The 19,894-nt window shown below is 47.5% G+C and carries 19 protein-coding genes; 3 read left to right on the forward strand and 16 right to left on the reverse strand.

From position 1 onward, the window contains the following. Positions 1-3: 3 nt before the first annotated feature. Entirely contained in the window at positions 4-1,581 is a 1,578-nt protein-coding gene (locus tag JMN17_RS13700) for an FMN-binding glutamate synthase family protein (protein ID WP_087991356.1), read from the forward strand. A gap of 37 nt (positions 1,582-1,618) precedes the next feature. Here JMN17_RS13700 and JMN17_RS13705 read toward each other — a convergent pair whose 3' ends face one another. The 3 genes from JMN17_RS13705 to JMN17_RS13715 are packed head-to-tail and all read right to left on the reverse strand — an operon-like array spanning position 1,619 to position 4,700. Continuing rightward, positions 1,619-1,933 (reverse strand): YerC/YecD family TrpR-related protein, encoded by a 315-nt coding sequence (locus JMN17_RS13705; protein ID WP_148963497.1) that lies wholly within the window; start codon positions 1,931-1,933, stop codon positions 1,619-1,621. Between the two features lie 2 nt (positions 1,934-1,935). Continuing rightward, positions 1,936-2,931, reverse strand: coding sequence for a DUF3048 domain-containing protein (locus JMN17_RS13710; RefSeq protein WP_202328340.1), 996 nt, complete (start codon positions 2,929-2,931; stop codon positions 1,936-1,938). 26 nt (positions 2,932-2,957) lie between these two features. Then, on the reverse strand, positions 2,958-4,700 hold the full coding sequence (locus JMN17_RS13715) for an adenine deaminase (RefSeq protein ID WP_202328341.1): 1,743 nt from the start codon (positions 4,698-4,700) through the stop codon (positions 2,958-2,960). A 129-nt stretch (positions 4,701-4,829) separates the two neighbouring features. On the opposite strand from JMN17_RS13715, the gene JMN17_RS13720 reads away from it, so the two are divergent. Continuing rightward, the gene (locus JMN17_RS13720; RefSeq protein ID WP_087991352.1) at positions 4,830-5,063 is read left to right on the forward strand and encodes a YgaP family membrane protein; all 234 of its coding nucleotides are present in this window, start codon (positions 4,830-4,832) and stop codon (positions 5,061-5,063) included. Positions 5,064-5,078: 15 nt separating this feature from the next. On the opposite strand, the gene JMN17_RS13725 is transcribed toward JMN17_RS13720, so the two are convergent. After that, complete coding sequence (locus JMN17_RS13725; RefSeq protein ID WP_202328342.1) at positions 5,079-6,353, reverse strand: APC family permease; 1,275 nt, start codon at positions 6,351-6,353, stop codon at positions 5,079-5,081. A gap of 143 nt (positions 6,354-6,496) precedes the next feature. Between JMN17_RS13725 and JMN17_RS13730 the strand changes: the two genes are divergently transcribed. Beyond that, positions 6,497-6,919, forward strand: coding sequence for an Lrp/AsnC family transcriptional regulator (locus JMN17_RS13730; protein ID WP_087991350.1), 423 nt, complete (start codon positions 6,497-6,499; stop codon positions 6,917-6,919). Positions 6,920-6,959: 40 nt separating this feature from the next. On the opposite strand, the gene purD is transcribed toward JMN17_RS13730, so the two are convergent. The 12 genes from purD to purE form a co-directional block, all read right to left on the reverse strand. Continuing rightward, positions 6,960-8,228: a phosphoribosylamine--glycine ligase gene (gene purD / locus JMN17_RS13735; protein WP_202328343.1), complete on the reverse strand. Its 1,269-nt coding sequence runs from the start codon at positions 8,226-8,228 to the stop codon at positions 6,960-6,962. A gap of 15 nt (positions 8,229-8,243) precedes the next feature. Next, a complete protein-coding gene (gene purH / locus JMN17_RS13740; RefSeq protein ID WP_087991348.1) occupies positions 8,244-9,782 on the reverse strand; it encodes a bifunctional phosphoribosylaminoimidazolecarboxamide formyltransferase/IMP cyclohydrolase in 1,539 nt (512 codons plus the stop codon). Next, on the reverse strand, positions 9,779-10,366 hold the full coding sequence (gene purN / locus JMN17_RS13745; protein WP_202328344.1) for a phosphoribosylglycinamide formyltransferase: 588 nt from the start codon (positions 10,364-10,366) through the stop codon (positions 9,779-9,781). Before purN ends, purH begins: the two co-directional genes overlap by 4 nt. Continuing rightward, positions 10,363-11,403, reverse strand: coding sequence for a phosphoribosylformylglycinamidine cyclo-ligase (purM, locus tag JMN17_RS13750; protein ID WP_087991346.1), 1,041 nt, complete (start codon positions 11,401-11,403; stop codon positions 10,363-10,365). Before purM ends, purN begins: the two co-directional genes overlap by 4 nt. Before the next feature lie 100 nt (positions 11,404-11,503). After that, positions 11,504-12,934 (reverse strand): amidophosphoribosyltransferase, encoded by a 1,431-nt coding sequence (gene purF, locus JMN17_RS13755; protein WP_087991345.1) that lies wholly within the window; start codon positions 12,932-12,934, stop codon positions 11,504-11,506. Continuing rightward, positions 12,910-15,138, reverse strand: a complete 2,229-nt coding sequence (gene purL / locus JMN17_RS13760; RefSeq protein WP_087991344.1) for a phosphoribosylformylglycinamidine synthase subunit PurL — start codon at positions 15,136-15,138, stop codon at positions 12,910-12,912. Before purL ends, purF begins: the two co-directional genes overlap by 25 nt. Continuing rightward, positions 15,122-15,805 (reverse strand): phosphoribosylformylglycinamidine synthase subunit PurQ, encoded by a 684-nt coding sequence (gene purQ / locus JMN17_RS13765; RefSeq protein WP_087991343.1) that lies wholly within the window; start codon positions 15,803-15,805, stop codon positions 15,122-15,124. The genes purL and purQ overlap by 17 nt, the downstream gene beginning before the upstream one ends. Next, complete coding sequence (gene purS / locus JMN17_RS13770; protein ID WP_087991342.1) at positions 15,802-16,056, reverse strand: phosphoribosylformylglycinamidine synthase subunit PurS; 255 nt, start codon at positions 16,054-16,056, stop codon at positions 15,802-15,804. The genes purQ and purS overlap by 4 nt, the downstream gene beginning before the upstream one ends. Further along, positions 16,049-16,774 carry a phosphoribosylaminoimidazolesuccinocarboxamide synthase gene (purC, locus tag JMN17_RS13775; RefSeq protein WP_202328345.1) on the reverse strand — a complete coding sequence of 242 codons (726 nt, stop codon included), beginning with the start codon at positions 16,772-16,774 and terminating at the stop codon, positions 16,049-16,051. Before purC ends, purS begins: the two co-directional genes overlap by 8 nt. A gap of 74 nt (positions 16,775-16,848) precedes the next feature. Next, entirely contained in the window at positions 16,849-18,144 is a 1,296-nt protein-coding gene (gene purB, locus JMN17_RS13780; RefSeq protein WP_024715850.1) for an adenylosuccinate lyase, read from the reverse strand. Beyond that, the gene (purK, locus tag JMN17_RS13785) at positions 18,141-19,283 is read right to left on the reverse strand and encodes a 5-(carboxyamino)imidazole ribonucleotide synthase (RefSeq protein WP_202328346.1); all 1,143 of its coding nucleotides are present in this window, start codon (positions 19,281-19,283) and stop codon (positions 18,141-18,143) included. The genes purB and purK overlap by 4 nt, the downstream gene beginning before the upstream one ends. Then, on the reverse strand, positions 19,276-19,764 hold the full coding sequence (gene purE, locus JMN17_RS13790; protein WP_040083964.1) for a 5-(carboxyamino)imidazole ribonucleotide mutase: 489 nt from the start codon (positions 19,762-19,764) through the stop codon (positions 19,276-19,278). Before purE ends, purK begins: the two co-directional genes overlap by 8 nt. Between the last annotated feature and the right edge of the window lie 130 nt (positions 19,765-19,894).

Here is a 19,894-nt window from a genome sequence, read left to right on the forward strand (position 1 = left end):
CAGATGGAAACCCTCATCATTGCACTTATCGCTTTTCTTATCGGGATCATTGCCATCCCCATCGTTTTGTTTCTCTGGATCTACATAAAGGATGAAAAACAGCAGGAGCATTCGATCCTCCGCAACTACCCCTTGCTTGGAAGATTTCGATATATCCTTGAAAAAATCGGGCCGGAACTCAGGCAGTATTTATTCAGCAATGACAATGAGGGCAAGCCCTTTTCACGAAAGGAATATGAGCAAACCGTTATCTCGGGCAAATACAAAAGCAGAATGATGGGCTTTGGATCTGTAAAAGATTTTGACAAACCGGGCTTTTATATCCGTAATGCTCTATTTCCGAAACAAAAAAAAGAATTGCACGTAAACCAAACACCTAAAATTGAAACCCAAATCTATGAAATAGAAGCTGACAATCTGTTCAAACGAAAGGAACACGCCGAACAAATCAAGGCCGATCCGTATTATCTCCACCCTGATGATGTGCAGGTGATCGGCTCCCATACATGCGAGAAGCCTTTTTATGTGAAGGGATTAGTCGGCCAGTCCGCCATGAGCTACGGTTCCCTTGGAGAACGAGCGATTACGGCGCTCTCAAAAGGGCTTCATCAGGCTGGCGGCACATGGATGAATACCGGTGAAGGGGGATTATCTGAGTATCACTTAAAGGGCGGCGCCGATATCATTTGCCAAATCGGTCCGGGTCTTTTCGGCGTGCGCAAAAGAAACGGAGAATTTTCATGGGAGGAGTTTAAAAGAAAAAGCAGGCTTGACCAAATTAAAGCGTTTGAGCTAAAGCTGGCGCAAGGAGCGAAAACCCGCGGCGGCCATGTGGATGGCGCCAAAGTATCAGAGGAAGTGGCAGACATCCGGAATGTCGAACCCGGGAAATCAATTGACAGCCCGAATCGCTTTCATGAATTTTCAAACGCTCCTGAAATGCTCGACTTTATCGAGAAACTTAGAGATGTCGGGCAAAAGCCTGTGGGAATCAAACTTGTCGCAGGCCACCCTGACGAATTGCGCGAGCTTTTCTCTTATATGCAGAAAAGCGGAAAGCATCCGGATTTTATTACGATAGACGGGAGTGAAGGCGGTACTGGCGCTTCCTTTTATGAGCTCGCTGACACAGTCGGCCTTCCGATTATGACAGCGCTGCCTATGGTTGATACACTGCTTAGACAATACGGCTTGCGCGGCCAGCTGAAAATCTTTGCTTCCGGAAAGCTCCTGACTCCTGACAAAATTGCGGTCGCCTTAGCCCTCGGCGCTGACTTTGTCAATATTGCGCGCGGGATGATGTTTTCTGTCGGCTGTATCCGCGCCCTCGTCTGCCACACCAACACATGTCCGGCAGGCGTAGCGACAACAGATCCAAAACTGCAACAAGCACTGAGCGTTGAGGAAAAACAGCATCGTGTCTGCAACTACGTCATTTCGCTGCGCGAGGGACTGTTTAATCTCGCAGCCGCAGCCGGCATCAATTCCCCCATCCACTTTTCCAAGGAGCATGTTGTCTATCGAAAAGAAGACGGAAGCATCGTCGACATCGACAAACTGATCAACCAATTTGTTTCATAAAGAAACCGCCCATGCCAAACGGCAGGGCGGCTCTTTGTTATTTTGAAGAAGACCCTGTTTCCGTCTCCTTCACACGATCAAGCGCCATTTCATAAGCGTCATTTCCGTAATTTAAGCAGCGTTTCACACGGGAAATCGTAGCCGTGGAAGCGCCTGTTTCTGTTTCAATCTTATGATACGTGTTACCTTCGCGAAGCATGCGCGCCACTTCTAGGCGCTGAGCCAGCGATTGAATTTCGTTAATTGTGCAAAGATCATCGAAGAACCGGTAACATTCCTCCAGGTCTTTCAGCGATAAGATCGAGTTGAATAACTGGTCCAGCTCTTTGCCGCGTAATTTATCGATTTGCATCGTTACACACCTTCTCCTTTACTAATGGAAGCCGCATCGAGATCAGGCACGATATTGATCCAAGTTTTTCCGGGCACAAGCGGCAGCCATTTGCCGTCTTTTACCGGCACAATTCTGCCGTTTACTTGTTTCCAGTCTGTTTCAATAACGTTTCCGCGCTGAAACAACAGACCTTTCCCCCCTGATTCTAGATCGATGTCCCGCCTTCCATCTTGATCAATAATATGATGGCTCGCTTCAACAATGAAAATATTCTGCATTGCAACCGGCTTTCCGGTTTCCCGGTCTGTCGTAATGACACCATCAGAGCTTCTTGTATAAGCTTCGGCTTTTTTATCATAGTTGTATTCGACAAGATTCGTAACGTTCTTTGTTCCATAATCTACCCGAACATTGTAAAAGTCATTTGCAGGTTTTGCTTCTGATGTTTGAAACAGCAGCGGATCTGTTTTCTGCTTCAGCTCATATCCCATTTGCTCCGCCGCCTTTTTTATGTAATCATAAGACGTGTAGGAATTGTGGGGCGGTTCGCTGAAATCAGCTCTCCAAAATAAGCTTCCGTCAAAATCCAATCCGTTCATATAATCGGCAGCTCCGGATTCCAGCTGCTCTTTGGCGCCGGGACTCCAGCCGTGATGGACAAATATGCTGTCAAAGCCATTGCTGAGAGTGACGAAATATTCCCGCGCGCTCCGCACAGGCCCGACAGTTTCGGGCATCTGGCTTTGGAAAATGGCCAGAAATCTCGTAATTTGCCCTTCGGCAAGCGCTTCTATGACAATATCGGCTTTAGACAGTCCTGACTGCGGCCTCGCCTTCGGGTGATTATTCACCATAACAGCAACAGGCCGGCGTTCAGTCACCTTCTGTTCCGTCTCCAGTCCTGTCAAAGGAGCTTTCGGCTTCTTTGCAGAATCCGGGACAGCATCCTTCTGCTGGCAGGATACCAGCAGAAAAAACACGATACACAGCACGCAAACTGTCATCCATTTTTTCATATGTCGGCTCCCCGCTCTTTTATATTTTAACGCATTATCGATGGAAAGAGTACAGTTTTTTTCATGACGTCGAAGATTCCTCTAGGCGTAATGCGTATATACGGAAGGTGCGTACTTTGCAAAAAGAGCAGCGTATAGACGGGATCACAAAACTCGTAACCTCTTTCAGTCAAAAGATCTTTCAGCTTTTGTTCCTTCTCCAGCACGTCTTCATACGCTTCCGAAGAGGCACAGCCGCACAGCGCAAGCGGAATTTCATGCAGAATGTTCCCGTTTTCCGCAAGAACGATTCCTCCTCCGATCTCTTTCATGCGGGCGAAAGCGAGCAGCATATCCGCTTTATTTTTTCCGATCGCGACAATATCACCTGTCGTCGTAAAGGAGCTCACAAATCCCTGCACGCTTGAGGCAAAGCCTTTTATCATCGTATTGACACGCCATTTCCCATGTCTGTCAAGCATCGTCAAATAACTTTCATCATGGTCAAATGAGAGCTGTTCCATCGAATTGTCGATCTCAATCATATACGGCTCCATAATGACCGCATTCCGCATTTTCACGCCCATCGGCATGGAAAACTGTAAATCATCCATCGTCATATCATATGAAAGCTCAAGCGGGACAAGACCGCCTTTGCTCCAGCCCGTCTTTGTAAACGCCTTCAAATCACAGCCATCTTCACGAAGGATGACCCCTTTTGAGAGAACGGTCACGGGATTGGGATTTAACGGATCTTCTAGTACGTTCAGCGATGCCAGCCTTCCCGGTCCGACAACTCCTAAATAATCATCCATTTGATAATACTTTGCAATATTAAATGATGCCATATTGTAGGCGTCGATTGCCGAGACTCCTTCTTCTAACGCGATGCGGATCAGCTCGTTTGTCATGCCACCTTTATAAAAATTAGGCGTCGCGCCGTCTGTCGTGTAAAAGAAATGGTCATAATAGCGGAAACCCTTCTCATGCAGCTCCCGCAAGATTTTTCTTACATCAGGGCGAATGGAAGAGTTCCGAAGGGAAACATAGTAGCCCAGTTCCAGCCTTCTCATCACTTCATCACCTGTCATCGCTTCATGATCACAATCCGCTCCGAACAGCTTCATTTTTGTAAGCGTTTTATTTGAAGCGCCGGGAAAATGCCCTTCAATGCGTTTTCTCTGCTTCTTTGTAGCTTGCATGCAGTGAAGCATTAAATCATCACCATCTACCAAACGCGGCCATCCGGTCATTTCTCCGCCTTGAATCACATCCGGATGTTCAATCCACTGCTTTCTGACATCAAACGGAAGAACATGATCCTCGTTCAGAACTTCGGTTTGGAGGTCATAACGTGACCACCAAAAATATTGAACAGGCTGCTTTTTGAGTTCATTTAAAATGGTAAGCGCTTTCTTTTTTCCGCTTTGTAAAAGCAAAAATAAGTTATCATTCACAAATGTCGTTGTTCCGTATTGAGACACATATTCCGCCAGGGTTTGGGGATTATATATTTGAAAAGGATGTGCGTGCGGTTCGATATACCCTGGCACAATGTATTTTCCTTCACAATCAATTGTATGAATTTCTTCGGCTCTATTCGGAAGTTCATGACCCACATAAACAATGCGGTCCTGATAAATCCAAATGTTTTTTTTCAGCCATTGTTTTACATATGGATTTAAGACGAGAGCATTCCGTAAAAGGAGCGTTGGAAGCAGCTTTGAGTCTACAACATCAACCTGTGCCCTGATGTCTTTGTTTTTCCAGTTAAAGGTGCGTTCGGACATTCACATACTCTCCTTTACATGTATTAGACTCATGTTATCACATCCTTCCTCATCACGCATGATAAAAACGTTACAAATTTTTGAAGGTTCAATTAAAAAACTTTTTTAATTAAAAAGGAGCGGATTTCCATGAAGCCAAACATCAGTCTCATCAATGCCGTCTTCAGAATCGCCTGCGGACTGACGATTATGTCAGCCGCCAGCGCAAAGTTTACGAAAAAGCCTTGGTGCAGAATGCACCTCTTTTACATCTTTATGGGGGCCATGAAAGCAGGATCGGGAATCCTGCGCTTCTGCCCTGTGACCTACATGCTTCAAAACAGCGCTTCCGGTCATAACGAACAAGAGCATCAAGACAGATGAACAAAAAAAGCTTGATCACGAAACGTGATCAGGCTTTTTCTCATGACATTTCTTTGTCTTCATATAGAGATACCCTGCGGCTGCCAGTGCTGCTGGATAAAGGACTGCCCAGCCGCTGAATGAGTAAATCACTGCGCACGCCGCAAAAGCCCCTAACGCCATCCACCAGCCTGAATCTCTCCAGCTCAACAGTTTTAGCGCTGCCGCCATTGTACATATGTATGATGCGATGAATGCCGCACTCGGCCCTTTTAACAGTGTTGTTAAATCGGTTTTAAAAAGGCCATATGCCGCAAGCACGAAGCCAAACACTGCGGCCAGCGCTGTTAATACACGGATAGGCGTAAGTTTTGTCTCACTGAGTTTCCCGAAATATACGGGAATGTGCCCCTCTCTCGCCAATGCGTACACCATTCTGGAAAAACCCGCAATATTAGCATGAATGGTGGCGAATGTGATAAACAGTGCTAAACACACCGTTACATATACTCCGCCTTCACCGACTCCTTTTGATATGAGCATGGCAAGTGATGCGATTTCTCCATTCACTCCGTATGAATGAGTACCTATCGTCACAAACGACAGCATGATATACAGCCCTGCCACACAAGTTGCCGCTAAAAACAAGCTGAGCGGGACATCTTTTTCAGGATGTGTAAACTCTTCAGCCAATGGTGTAATCATTTCCCAGCCTACAAAAGAGAAAAAAATCATTACAGAAACAGATCCTGCGGCAGACCAGCCATGCGGAAGAAACGGCTTGAATTCTGCTGCTTTGACGTGAGGAAATGACACGGCAATCGAAGTGACAAGCAGAATTACGATGACACAAATAACGAGTGTACTGATATTAGCGGATAGTTGAATGCCTTTTATATGAAGCAAAATGGAGACACCCAACATACAACCTGCAATCAATGTAATCTGCCAATCCGAAGCATCTGTGACGTAACTGACGTAATGCGCGCCAGTCAAAGCGATGACAGGAACACCGATTGGAACGGACCCTAACATGATCCAGCCCAAAACCGCTCCGGCTTTTTTCTGAAAAGCCAACTGCACATAAGCCGTGATTCCTCCGGCGCTGGGCGCTATTTTCACAAGCCGGGCCAGCGTGCCGACAAGAAGAAATGATAAGAAAGACATGAACACCCAAACAAATAAAGAAGCAGGACCGGCTGCGTCAGCTGTGACAGACGGCAGAATTAATATCCCGCAGCCTAAAACGGCCCCAATCGTTAATGCCGTCCCTTGTATCCAAGTGATCGAACGCTGCAATTCTGGCAACATGATGCCTCCTCTCCCGTTGATGGCTTTATTATAGGAAAAATAAGACGGCATCCATATGCTACAATTAAGTTAAATCGACAGCATCACCTTATGATAAAAGGAATTTTCACGAATTCTCTTAAACATGTAAAGGAGCCAGACAAATGGACGAAACAGACCTTCACATCCTCTCGCATTTGCAGCGAAATGGCAGATTAACGATGGTTGAGCTGGGAAAGCTTGTTGGACTCAGCTCTCCAAGCGCGGCGGAACGTGTCAGGAAGCTGGAAGACAAAGGAGTGATTACCGGCTACAGCGCGAATATCTGTTATGAAAAACTAAACAAGCATGTTACCGCTTTTATCCTGATGGAACCGAAAAGCTGCAAACACTACGCCGCCTTTGCCACAGCGCATCCGGATGTGACAGAAAACCACCGCATTACAGGCATGTACAGTTATGTGACAAAAGTGGTGACAGAATCGGTACATACGCTTGAAGATTTTATTGACGCCTCGATGGTCCACGGAAAACCAACCACGCTGGTTGTGCTTTCTTCTTCCGCACACCACCCCGCTTTTGCATAACAAAAAACCCGCAGTTCAACCTCTGCGGGTTTTCTTCACTTTATTTTTGGGCAGCCTTTAAAGCGCGTGCCCCAATGTCTTTTCTGAAAAAGAGTCCCGGCTTGATGATCTCATCAACGGCTTTGTACACTCGGTCTCTCGCCGCTTCAAATGTTTCATCAAAAGCCGTCACATTGGCGACGCGGCCTCCGTTTGTGACGAACTCTCCGCCTTCTGCTTTCGTTCCGGCATGAAAGACCACAACCTGATCAGTTTCCGCTGCAAGGTTGCCAATCGGCGTGCCCTTTGCATAGCTTTCCGGGTACCCTTCTGAAGCAAGCACCACACTCACTGCCGCGGTATCCTTCCATTTCAAGTCGACTTCTTTATCTTCTAAAAGATCAAGAAGCACCTGTACCAGATCAGATTCCATGCGCGGAAGCACGACCTGTGTTTCCGGGTCGCCAAAACGGGCATTAAATTCGATGACCTTTGAGCCGTTTTCAGTGAGCATCAATCCCGCGTACAAAACGCCAGTGAAGGAACGGCCTTCTTGTACCATTGCTTTTGCAGTCGGCTTGACGATCGTTTCCACCGCATGGCGGACGGTTTCTTCTGAAATTTGCGGAACTGGAGAGTAAGCGCCCATTCCGCCCGTATTCGGGCCTTTGTCTCCATCAAACGCCCGCTTGTGATCTTGGGCAATCACCATTGGATACACCTTTTCTCCTTTGACGAATGCCATCAGAGAAAATTCTTCGCCGGAAAGAAATTCTTCAATGACAACAGACGCGCTCGCATCACCGAATTTTTCATCCTCAAGAAAATCATGCAGACATGCAATCGCTTCTTCCTCTGTCATAGCAACGGTTACGCCTTTTCCAGCCGCAAGTCCATCTGCTTTTATGACAATCGGAGCGCCTTTTTCCTGCACATATGCCTTTGCCTCTTCAAAGGATGTGAACGTGTCATATTCTGCAGTCGGAATATCGTATTTCTTCATTAAATCCTTAGCGAACTGTTTGCTGCCTTCGATGATCGCAGCGGCTTTTGACGGGCCGAACACACGCAGACCGGCCTTTTCGAATTCATCCACCAGACCTTCAATTAAAGGAACCTCGGGGCCAACAATGGTCAGGCCGACCTGATTTTCTTTTGCAAACGAGACAAGCCCGGCGTGATCGCTTTCCTCAATGTTTACAAGCTGTGCGGAATCAGCCATACCGTCATTTCCTGGAGCTGCAAATACGTTCTCTACGAGACTGCTTTGCGCCGCCTTCCATGCCATCGTATGTTCTCTTCCGCCTTTACCGATAATGAATACATTCACGTCGTTTTCATCCCCTTAATGTTTGAAGTGTCTAATGCCAGTGAATACCATGGCAATGCCGTACTCATCTGCTTTTTTGATGGAATCCTCATCACGGATCGATCCGCCTGGCTGAATGATGGCCGTAACGCCCGCTTTTGCCGCTTCTTCGACAGTATCCGGCATTGGGAAATATGCATCAGAACCGAGCGCGCTGCCTTTCGCTTTTTCACCTGCTTGCTCAATGGCGATTTTTGCTGATCCGACACGGTTCATTTGGCCTGCTCCCACGCCGACTGTCATGTTGTCCTTCGCGAGAACGATCGCATTTGATTTCACATGCTTCACGACTTTCCAAGCAAGCTTCAAGTCTTCCCACTCTTGCTCGTTCGGCTCTCTTTTTGTCGGAACGCTGATCTCAGCATCATCAAAGCCGTGCATATCCAAATCTTGAATCAGCAGTCCGCCTTGAACAGATGTCAGCTGTTTTTCCTTTTGAGCAGCAGCTGTCATATCAAGTGTCAGCAGACGAAGATTTTTCTTCGCAGTCAGGATGTCAAGCGCTTCTTGGCTGAATGAAGGCGCAATGATGATTTCTAAGAAAATGTTGTGAAGCGCTTCGGCAGTTGCCTTGTCCACTTCGCGGTTCAGGGCGATAATGCCGCCGAAGATCGAAGTTTTATCCGCTTCAAACGCTCTGTCAAACGCTTCTGCGATCGTTTTTCCAGTTCCTACGCCGCACGGATTCATATGCTTGACGGCAACCGCAGCCGGCTCAGTGAATTCGCGAACGATTTGAACTGCCGCGTCCGCGTCTTTAATGTTGTTGTAAGAAAGCTCTTTTCCGTGAAGCTGTTCTGCTTGCGCAATGGAGCCTTTGACAGGAAGAGCTGTTTGATAGAATGTCGCTTCCTGATGCGGGTTTTCTCCGTAGCGAAGTGATTGTTTTTTCTCAAATGTCACAGTGAATTGCTCTGGTTCTTTTTCACCGACAACATCTGTCAGATAGTCAGCGATCAGTGCATCATACGCCGCAGTATGACGGAATACTTTTGCCGCCAGCTCGCGTTTTTTCTGAAGTGATACGCCGCCTTCTTCTTTGATTTGATTCAGCACTGGGCTGTAATCCGTCGGATCGACGATAACCGTTACATCCTGATGGTTTTTTGATGCCGCACGCAGCATGCCCGGGCCGCCGATGTCGATATTTTCGATCGCTTCTTCATATGTGACATCTGCTTTAGAAATCGTTTCTTTAAATGGATAGAGGTTGACGACAACGAGGTCAATCGGCTGAATCCCATGTTCATTGATCTGCGCCATATGCTCTTCATTGCCGCGAACCGCCAGAAGGCCGCCATGAATATTCGGATGAAGTGTTTTAAGCCGTCCGTCCATAATTTCAGGAAAGCCTGTCACTTCAGAAATTCCGATGACATTCACACCGTTTTCTTGAAGAAGCCTTTTCGTTCCGCCTGTTGAAATGACTTCAACGCCAAGCTCTGTCAGTTCTTTTACGAAAGGAACGAGATTTGTTTTATCTGAAACACTGATTAATGCACGTTTAATGGTCATGCCTTTTCACCTCTGTTATTTAATTCTAATAGCTGTTTAATCACAATGGGATACCATTTATGCTCAAGTTTGTGAATCCGCTGTTCGATTGTTTCCAATGTATCATGTTCGTTAATTTCGATTGCCTTTTGAGCGATGATCGGGCCTGTATCCATTCCTTCATCGACATAATGCACGGTGATTCCGGCAACCTTCACACCCGCGCGGTACGCCTGCCCGACTGCGTCGATTCCGGGGAACGCCGGAAGAAGCGACGGGTGAATGTTAATGATTTTTCCTCCGTAAGCCTGAAGCAGCGTGTCACCGATCAGCCTCATATAGCCGGCGAGAACGATCAATTCAACGTTATGAAGGTGAAGCTGTTCAATAATGGCCCGTTCAAATGCGGCCTTGTTTTCATAAGACTTCGGTTCAAATGCAAAGGATGGAATATGGAACGTTTCCGCCCGTTCGATGACTTTCGCCTGCGGTTTGTCGCAAACGAGAAGCGATACGGACGCATCCCAGTTCTCCTCTTTCAAACAAGTGACGATGGCTTCGAAGTTTGAACCGTTTCCGGATGCAAATACCGCAATTTTTTTCATGAAAGTGCCGCACCGCCGAATGTGACGCCTTCGCCTTGTTTCACACGCCCGATCAAATAGGCTTTTTCGCCATGGCTTTCAAGCGTTTCGATCACATCTGTCAGATGCTCTTCTTTGACTGCCAAAACAAAGCCGATGCCCATATTAAAGACGTTGAACATGTCTTCTTCCTTCAGCTTGCCGTACTCTTGCAGGAAAGAGAAAATCGGCGGGATCGGCCATGAGCCGTGATCGATTTCCGCGCTTAAGCCTTCTGGAAGCATGCGCGGGATATTTTCGATGAATCCTCCGCCTGTCACGTGCGCCATGCCGTCGACTTTTCCACTCTTCACCGCGGCGAGCACAGGCTTCACGTAAATTCTTGTCGGTTCAAGCAGCTCCTCGCCAAGTCGGCGGTCAAACGGTTCGTATGTTTTATCAAGATCCAGCTCCGCATCATCTAGAAGCACTTTTCTGACAAGGGAAAATCCGTTGCTGTGAAGGCCGCTGGAGCTGAGGCCGATCAATAGATGGCCCTCCTCGATGTTTTCACCAGTCACGATTTCGTCCTTTTCAACCACTCCGACTGAGAAACCGGCAATATCGTATTCATCAGCTGTATATAGTCCCGGCATTTCAGCTGTTTCGCCGCCGACTAAGGCTGAACCTGACTGCTCACAGCCGTCCGCCACACCTTGTACGATTTGCTCAATTTTCACAGGATCCGCTTTGCCGACCGCTAAATAATCAAGGAAAAATAGCGGCTCTGCACCTTGTGCCAGCACGTCATTGACACACATCGCAACAGCGTCCACGCCAATCGTGTCATGCTTATCCATAGAAAAAGCGAGCTTTAATTTTGTGCCGACACCATCTGTTCCCGAAATTAAAACCGGTTTTTGATAAGAAAGCTCAGACAGGTCAAACATGCCGCCAAAACCGCCAAGGCTGCCCATAACGCCAAGCCGTTTTGTACGCTCCACATGTTTTTTCATTCGTTTTACAGCTTCATATCCGGCTTCGATGTCAACCCCTGCGTTTTTATATGCTTCAGACATCCTATTCACTCCTTTAGGCGCTTTTTCAAAATATCTCCCCCGAACGAGGGCAGAAAGAGAAGGCAGCCGAACTGCGCTGCCTTTATGTCATTTTCAAGGTTTATTTGGTTAATACCGCTTCTTTTACATGAGGAAGCACTGTATCCTGGTAAATTTCAGTCGGATATTTTCCTGTAAAGCAAGCGAGACACTGTCCGCAATTAGAGTCATCGTATTTTCTGCCGATGCCTTTCAGCAGCCCTTCCACACTCAAAAATGAGAGAGTGTCAGCTCCGATTTCCTGACGGATTTCTTCAACTGAATGGGAAGACGCGATCAGTTCTTCGTGAGTGGAAGTATCAATGCCGTAAAAGCACGGATGAGCGATCGGCGGTGAACTGATTTTCACATGCACTTCTGTCGCACCCGCTTCTCTGAGCATCGTGACAATCCGGCGGCTTGTTGTTCCGCGCACGATCGAGTCATCTACCATAACGACTCGTTTGCCTTCCACAACCCCGCGCACAGCAGAAAGCTTCATTCTGACGCCTTGCTCACGAAGAGCCTGAGACGGCTGAATAAACGTTCTGCCGACATAACGGTTTTTGATTAAGCCGAGCTCGTACGGGATGCCTGTTGCTTCTGCATAGCCGATCGCCGCTGAAATACTGGAATCCGGAACCCCTGTTACGACATCGGCTTCAACTGCGGATTCCTGAGCAAGCATTTTCCCAAGGTTTTTACGCGCACTGTGCACGTTAATCCCTTCAATATTGCTGTCCGGCCTTGAGAAATAAATGTACTCCATGCTGCAAATGGAACGGTTGATATTCATGGAAAAACGCTCTGATTTCATGCCTTCATCATTGATGATCAGCATTTCGCCCGGTTCTACCTCACGAAGGTACGTCGCGCCGACCACATCAAATGCGCACGTTTCTGATGCGACCACATAAGCGTCGCCCATCATGCCGATTGACAGCGGTCTGAGCCCGTTCGGGTCGAGCGCGACGATCATTTCTGTTTCGGTCATGATCAGGAATGCGTAGGCCCCTTTCAGCATGGAAAGCGAGTTTTTCATTTGATCCTTCAGCGTGAAGTGACCGCTTCTTTTGATCAGGTGAGCCAAAACCTCTGTGTCCGAAGAGGTCTGAAAGATACTCCCTTGATTTTCGAGCTGCTGCTTCAGCTGAGTGGCATTGACTAGGTTTCCGTTATGGGCAAGCGCCAGGCTGCCGTTGTTTTGGGAACGGAAGAGGAGCGGCTGAACATTTTCGTATCCGCCGCCTCCAGCCGTTGCGTACCGAACGTGCCCGATTGCGCCTTTTCCTTTTACTTTGCTGAGCTCGCCATTTTGAAATACTTCCGTGATCAGCCCTTGGCCTTTGTGCGCCGTCAGTTTTTCACCGTCTGTCGCCACAATGCCAGCGCCCTCCTGTCCTCGGTGCTGGAGGCTGTGGAGACCGTAATACGTGATTTGCGGAGCTTCTTCATGTCCCCAAATCCCAAATACGCCGCACTCTTCATTTAAGCCTTTGATTTCAGCAAGCATGGGATAGCTCCTTTCCATGCGCGTTCAAGATCATTCGTTTGCGCATGAATCAATTGTTGTCCGTCTTGGTTTTGAATCGCCAGAAGTCCGTCCGCTGTTACCTCACCGATATGAACGGCATCTTTTACAGTCGCTTCAAACGCTGCTTGATGTTCTTTTTTCACAGAAACGACAAAGCGGGATTGAGATTCAGAGAATAATAACGCCGCTTCCCCTTCTACAGTCACGTTCGCGCCAAGGTTTTCCGTCGTCATGACACTTTCTGCAATCGCTACGCCTAAGCCGCCTTCAGACACATCATGCGCGGATTGAACAAAGCCTTTTTTAATCGCGTCAAGCAATGCTTTTTGGCGTGACAGCTCTACATCAAGATCGATTTGCGGCGCTTTTCCGTAAATGCTGCCTTCTGTCATTTTTTGCAGCTCGCTTCCCGCAAACTCAGGTTTTGTTTCACCGATCACGTAGACGAGATCACCCGCTTGTTTGAAATGCTGTGTTGTAATGTGGGCTGTATCTTCAATTAAGCCGACCATGCCGATAACAGGTGTCGGGTAAATCGCCGTGCCGTTTGATTCGTTGTAAAGCGATACGTTTCCGCCGATAACCGGTGTGCTGAGAACATTGCACGCCTCGCTGATGCCGTCAGCCGCTTTTTCGATCTGCCAGAAGATTTCCGGTTTCTCCGGGTTTCCGAAGTTAAGGTTATCTGTGACCGCAAGCGGCTCTGCACCTGAGCAAATGATGTTGCGCGCCGCTTCAGCGACAGCAATTTTTCCGCCGACTTCAGGATCAAGATAGAGATAACGCGCGTTACAGTCTGTCGTCATCGCCAGCGCCTTTTTCGTTCCGCGGATTCTGAGAACACCTGCGTCAGATCCAGGAGCGACAACTGTGTTCGTCCGCACCATGTAGTCATATTGATCGTAAACCCACTCTTTGCTTGCGATCGTCGGCTGCTGCAGGAGTGCCTTCAGTGTTTCATTCGCATTTTCAATTTGCGGAGCCGGAACATCCGTCTCTAAAAACTCGCGGTAGTAAGCAGGCTCTTGAGAAGGCTTATGGTAAACCGGCGCTTCTTCTGCCAAGGCATCAACGGGCAGCTCGCACACAATCTCACCTTTGTGTGTGAGGCGAAGCATCTTATCATCTGTTACACGTCCGACAGAAACCGCTTCAAGATCGTACTTGTCAAAAATATCGATGATCTCCTGCTCACGTCCGCGCTCGATGACCAAAAGCATCCGCTCCTGTGATTCAGAAAGCATCATTTCATATGCAGTCATACCTGTTTCACGCTGAGGAATCAGGTCAAGATTCATCTCAATGCCAGAGCCGGCTTTACTTGCCATTTCCGCGCTTGAGCTTGTTAAACCGGCAGCTCCCATATCCTGAATGCCGACTAACGCATCACATTGGATGACTTCCAGACATGCTTCAAGCAAAAGCTTTTCCATAAACGGATCGCCGACTTGAACGGCAGAGCGCTTGTCTTCAGACGAATCAGACATTTCTTCCGAAGCAAACGTAGCGCCGTGGATTCCGTCACGCCCTGTTTTCGCTCCTACGTACATCACTGTGTTGCCGACACCCTTCGCCTGGCCTTTTTTAATGTCTTCATGATTAATTAAACCGACGCACATTGCGTTAACGAGCGGATTTCCTTCATAGCTGCTGTCAAACTGCACTTCTCCGCCGACTGTCGGGATGCCGATACAGTTGCCGTATCCCGCGATACCCGCTACTACTTCTTCAAACAAGTACTTCACACGCGGTGAAGTCAGTTCACCAAATCGAAGAGAGTTCAATACAGCGATTGGACGGGCACCCATTGAGAATACGTCACGGATAATGCCGCCTACGCCAGTCGCAGCACCTTGATAAGGCTCGAGAGCTGATGGGTGGTTATGTGATTCAATTTTGAACACAACCGCTTGGTTGTCACCGATATCAACGATTCCGGCGCCTTCCCCCGGACCTTGCAGCACACGCTCGCCGCTTGTCGGGAATTTACGCAGAATCGGCTTAGAGTTTTTGTAGCTGCAATGCTCTGACCACATGACAGAAAAAATTCCGATTTCTGTGTAGTTCGGCAATCTGCCAAGAATGGATTCAATCAATGCAAACTCATCATCACTGACACCCATTTGCTGATACATTTTCTCTTCTTTTATTTGTTCTTTACTTGGTTCAAGCAGTAGTGACATGAGTTTCCCTCCAATTTTTCACGATAGACTGAAATAATTTAAGACCGTCGGCGCTTCCAAGCAGTTCATCGACCGCGCGCTCAGGGTGAGGCATCATGCCTAATACGTTGCCTTTCTCATTCACGACACCGGCAATGCCGCTGACACTTCCGTTAATATCGGAGCCGTATGTGAAAGCAATTTGGTTGTTTTCTTTCAATGAAGCAAGTGTGTCGTCATCACAGTAGAAGTTCCCTTCACCATGAGCAACCGGGATTGTAATCGATTGGCCCTTTTCGTAGGAAGATGTGAATAATGTTTCGTCGTTCTGAACAATTAATTCAGCAGGCCGGCAAATGAACTTCAAATCTTTGTTGCGTCTCATTGCGCCTGGCAGAAGGCCAAGCTCTTGTAAAATTTGAAATCCGTTGCAGACGCCGAGAACTGGTTTTCCTTCAGCCGCCGCCTGTTTGACAGCTGGCATAATATTCGCAAATCGGGCAATAGCCCCGCATCTCAAATAATCGCCGTAAGAAAATCCTCCCGGAATTAATACGCCATCGAAGCCGTCAAGGCTTGTTTCCTCATGCCAGACGTATTCCGCTTCATGGCCGAGCTCATCCTTTACAGCATGATACATATCGATATCACAGTTGGATCCAGGTAACACAATCACCGCAAATTTCACTGTGCGACTACCTCCTCAACTTCGTATCTGTAATCTTCAATCACTGTATTCGCAAGAAGTTTTTCGCACATTTCTTTCACTAGCATGTCAAGATCACGGTCAGATTTTTCGATCGTAAGCTCCATATATTTACCGATGCGCACATCTTGAACTTCGTTGTAAGTCATACTGTGCAAGGCATGCTGGACAGCGCTCCCTTGTGGATCTAGTACACTTTCTTTTAAGCTGACATAAACTTTTACTTTATACATGATGAATGCCTCCCAGTCTTTTGAAAATCTCTTCATATGCGTCGGTTAAGCTTCCAAGATTGCGTCTGAATAAATCTTTGTCCAGCTTTTCGTTCGTGTTTTTATCCCACAAGCGGCATGTGTCCGGTGAAATTTCATCGGCCAAAAGCACTTGTCCGTCTGGATCTAAACCGAATTCAAGCTTAAAATCTATTAATCTGACGTGACAATCGGCAAAAATGGTTTGAAGCTCTTCATTTACTGTTTTTGTAACGGACTTAATGTTTTCTACCTGCTCAGGAGTTGCCGCTTTCAAGAGCCAAATATGATCTTCCGTGATGAGCGGATCACCCAGCGCGTCATCCTTGTAGTAAAACTCGATAATCGGCTGTTCAAGCTCGGTGCCTTCTGGAATGCCGAGACGTTTGGACATGCTTCCTGCCACAACATTTCTGACGACGACTTCAAGCGGCACAATCGTTACCTTTTTGATGAGCTGCTCCGTTTCCGATATGCGCTCGATAAAGTGGTTGTTAATGCCATTAGCGTGAAGATGTTTGAAAATCAAGCTTGAAATCTCGTTATTTAAGCGCCCTTTGCCGCTGATTTCTGCTTTTTTCTCGCCGTTAAAAGCAGTGGCGGAGTCTTTATACACGACATACAACGTGTTTTCGTCATCGGTTTTGTAGATCTTTTTTGCTTTTCCTTCATATAAAAGTTCATTCTTCACAATATTCACGGAAGGCCTCCTAATCCGAATCTTGGGAATTTTCAAACCACGGCGGCATAGAAGAAGCCGCCTAAAAGCTTCTTCTATGCTAAACCTAAACGTTCAAAGATCAGATCAACATTTTTCAGATGGTAGTTGTAATCAAAACAGTCAGCAATTTTTTCCGGAGAAAGACGGGACGTGATTTTCTCTTCCGCTTCCACAAGCTCACGGAACGGCACTTGTTTTTCCCAGGCTTCCATTGCTTTCGGCTGTACTGTATCATAGGCTTCTTCACGAGTCAGGCCTGTGTCGATCAAAGCAAGCAGCACACGCTGAGAGTAAATAAGGCCGAGTGTGCGGTCCATGTTGCGCTTCATGTTTTCCGGGAAGACCGTTAAGTTTTTCACGATGTTGGAGAAGCGGTTCAGCATGTAGTTCAGCGCGATTGTCGCATCCGGGAGAATAATCCGTTCTGCTGAAGAATGAGAAATATCGCGCTCATGCCATAATGGAACATTTTCGTAAGCCGTCATCATGTAGCCGCGGATGACGCGCGCAATACCTGTCATGTTTTCAGAGCCGATCGGATTGCGTTTGTGCGGCATTGCAGATGAACCCTTTTGCCCTTTCGCGAAAAATTCCTCAACTTCGCGTGTTTCACTCTTTTGCAGACCGCGAATTTCCACTGCGAACTTCTCGATGCTTGTCGCGATCAAAGCAAGTGTCGCCATATAGTCAGCATGGCGGTCGCGCTGAAGGGTTTGGGTTGAAATCGGTGCTGCTTTCAATCCGAGCTTCTCACAGACATATTGCTCAACAAATGGGTCAATGTTCGCATATGTGCCGACAGCGCCGGAAATCTTCCCAACCTCGATGCCTTCTTTCGCTTGTTTGAAACGCTCAAGGTTACGTTTCATTTCCTCATGCCAAAGCGCAAGTTTTAAGCCGAATGTTGTAGGCTCAGCGTGTACGCCGTGTGTGCGCCCCATCATGACTGTGTATTTATGTTCTTTCGCTTTTTCTTTTATAATGTCAACAAATCTCTCAAGGTCCTTGAGCAGAATATCGTTTGCCTGTTTTAATAAGTAAGAAAGAGCGGTATCCACAACGTCAGTTGACGTTAAGCCGTAGTGCACCCATTTTCTTTCTTCGCCCAGTGATTCGGAAACGGCGCGTGTAAAAGCGACAACGTCATGGCGGGTATCCTGTTCGATTTCTAAAATGCGGTTGATGTCAAATGACGCGTTCTCGCGCATGACCTTTACGTCTTCTTTCGGAATGACGCCAAGCTCCGCCCACGCTTCACAGGCAAGAATCTCAACCTCCAGCCATGCTTGAAATCTGTTTTCATCCGTCCAAATTGCGGACATTTCAGGTCTTGAATAACGTTCGATCATTCTGCTTGTCCTCCGTCTCTATTCATCCATTTATTTGTGATCTCCTGAATCCATTGGTCTTCAGGCTGCTTCATAAATGTAATATGCCCCATTTTGCGGCCTTTTTTGATTTCATGTTTTCCGTATATATAGAGCTTTGCTTCTTTTATAAGCTCCGGCTCTTCCTCAACAAGCTTCACTTCATCGCCGAGTAGATTCACCATCATGCCCGGCTTCAGCAAATCTGTTTTACCGAGCGGAAGGCCGCATACCGCTCTGATATGCTGTTCAAACTGACTGGTTTCGCAAAGGTCCAGCGTATAATGCCCTGAATTATGCGGTCTTGGCGCCAGTTCATTGACCAAAAGCTCGCCGTCTTCTGTCAGGAACATTTCAACAGCGAGGGGCCCGACAAGGTGAAGCTCATCTGCAAGCTTAACGGCCAAATCAGCAGCCTTCCTCTGGATCGCTTTTTCCACCCGTGCAGGCACGATGCTTTGGAAGAGGATATTGTTGTGGTGAATGTTTTCTGCTGCCGGAAATGTTGAAATTTCGCCGTTTACCGATCTGACGACGATGACCGACATTTCCATTTTAAAAGAAACCCAGCTTTCGAGAATGCAAGTACCGTGTTCTAATAGAGCGGCAGCCTGCTCAATTTGCGCCTCTTCCTTGATCACAAATTGGCCTTTGCCATCGTATCCGCCGCGGCATGTTTTCAGCACCGCGGGAAGTCCAAGCTCCTGTACCGCCTGTTTCAATCCATCTTTTGTTTTGACGATGCTGTACGGAGCAACTTCACAGCCCGCGGCTTGAATGGCTTTTTTCTCTGTTTCACGATTTTGGGTAATGAGCAGCAGTTCACTTCCTTGCGGGAGATAGGCATGATCTTTTAGCCAATGCAGCGCATCATAATCGATGTTTTCAAACTCATACGTGATGATGTCGCTGATTTCAGCCAATTTTCGAATCGCTTCACGATCATTGTAATGAGCGGTAATTTCAATATCCGCAACCTGCCCGCATGGCGAATCTTTAACCGGATCCACGACCGCGACTTTATACCCCATTTGTTTGGCGGACACAGCCATCATTTTTCCAAGCTGGCCGCCGCCGATAATGCCGATCACTGCTCCTGGATAGATGATTTGTTTAGACAAGCTGATCACTGCTTTCTAACACTGTCTGTTTAGTATTTTCTCTTCTCTCATCCAGCTTACGGGCAAGATCCTCGTCAAAAGCTGACAAAATTTGCGCCGCTAACAGCCCTGCGTTCACAGCGCCTGCTTTGCCGATGGCTGTTGTCGCAACAGGCACGCCTCCGGGCATTTGGACGATGGAAAGCAGAGAATCCATTCCGTTCAGCGCCTTGGACTGAACCGGAACTCCGATGACCGGCAGTGTTGTTTTCGCCGCCGTCATCCCTGGCAGATGCGCCGCTCCTCCGGCACCGGCGATAATCACCTTGATGCCTCTTTCTCTCGCGGTTTCAGCGTATTCAAACATGAAATCAGGCGTCCGGTGAGCGGAAACGACCTTCTTTTCGTACGGAACATTAAGTTCGTCAAGTATGTCGCATGCGTTTTTCATTGTCTCCCAATCGGAAGTGCTTCCCATGATGATTCCTACTAGCGGCTGCATTCTGTTCCCACCTTCTCATGCTTTTGTTTTCAGAAAATAAAAAATACCCGCTCTGCATTGCACTTATGAGGAAGCAATACAAACCGGGCATGGTACATGTATCGTCAGTCGTTCGCTTCTGCGATATATC

This window comes from Bacillus sp. RHFS10, from assembly GCF_016757475.1.
Taxonomy (GTDB): domain Bacteria; phylum Bacillota; class Bacilli; order Bacillales; family Bacillaceae; genus Bacillus; species Bacillus subtilis_G.

What these genes read in the sequence shown, in the direction of transcription:
- JMN17_RS13700 (WP_087991356.1), top strand. Translation starts at nt 4, where the DNA reads ATGGAAACCCTCATCATTGCACTTATCGCTTTTCTTATCGGGATCATT.
- JMN17_RS13705 (WP_148963497.1), bottom strand. Translation starts at nt 1,933, where the DNA reads ATGCAAATCGATAAATTACGCGGCAAAGAGCTGGACCAGTTATTCAAC.
- JMN17_RS13710 (WP_202328340.1), bottom strand. Translation starts at nt 2,931, where the DNA reads ATGAAAAAATGGATGACAGTTTGCGTGCTGTGTATCGTGTTTTTTCTG.
- JMN17_RS13715 (WP_202328341.1), bottom strand. Translation starts at nt 4,700, where the DNA reads ATGTCCGAACGCACCTTTAACTGGAAAAACAAAGACATCAGGGCACAG.
- JMN17_RS13720 (WP_087991352.1), top strand. Translation starts at nt 4,830, where the DNA reads ATGAAGCCAAACATCAGTCTCATCAATGCCGTCTTCAGAATCGCCTGC.
- JMN17_RS13725 (WP_202328342.1), bottom strand. Translation starts at nt 6,353, where the DNA reads ATGTTGCCAGAATTGCAGCGTTCGATCACTTGGATACAAGGGACGGCA.
- JMN17_RS13730 (WP_087991350.1), top strand. Translation starts at nt 6,497, where the DNA reads ATGGACGAAACAGACCTTCACATCCTCTCGCATTTGCAGCGAAATGGC.
- purH (WP_087991348.1), bottom strand. Translation starts at nt 9,782, where the DNA reads ATGACCATTAAACGTGCATTAATCAGTGTTTCAGATAAAACAAATCTC.
- purN (WP_202328344.1), bottom strand. Translation starts at nt 10,366, where the DNA reads ATGAAAAAAATTGCGGTATTTGCATCCGGAAACGGTTCAAACTTCGAA.
- purM (WP_087991346.1), bottom strand. Translation starts at nt 11,403, where the DNA reads ATGTCTGAAGCATATAAAAACGCAGGGGTTGACATCGAAGCCGGATAT.
- purF (WP_087991345.1), bottom strand. Translation starts at nt 12,934, where the DNA reads ATGCTTGCTGAAATCAAAGGCTTAAATGAAGAGTGCGGCGTATTTGGG.
- purL (WP_087991344.1), bottom strand. Translation starts at nt 15,138, where the DNA reads ATGTCACTACTGCTTGAACCAAGTAAAGAACAAATAAAAGAAGAGAAA.
- purS (WP_087991342.1), bottom strand. Translation starts at nt 16,056, where the DNA reads ATGTATAAAGTAAAAGTTTATGTCAGCTTAAAAGAAAGTGTACTAGAT.
- purB (WP_024715850.1), bottom strand. Translation starts at nt 18,144, where the DNA reads ATGATCGAACGTTATTCAAGACCTGAAATGTCCGCAATTTGGACGGAT.
- purE (WP_040083964.1), bottom strand. Translation starts at nt 19,764, where the DNA reads ATGCAGCCGCTAGTAGGAATCATCATGGGAAGCACTTCCGATTGGGAG.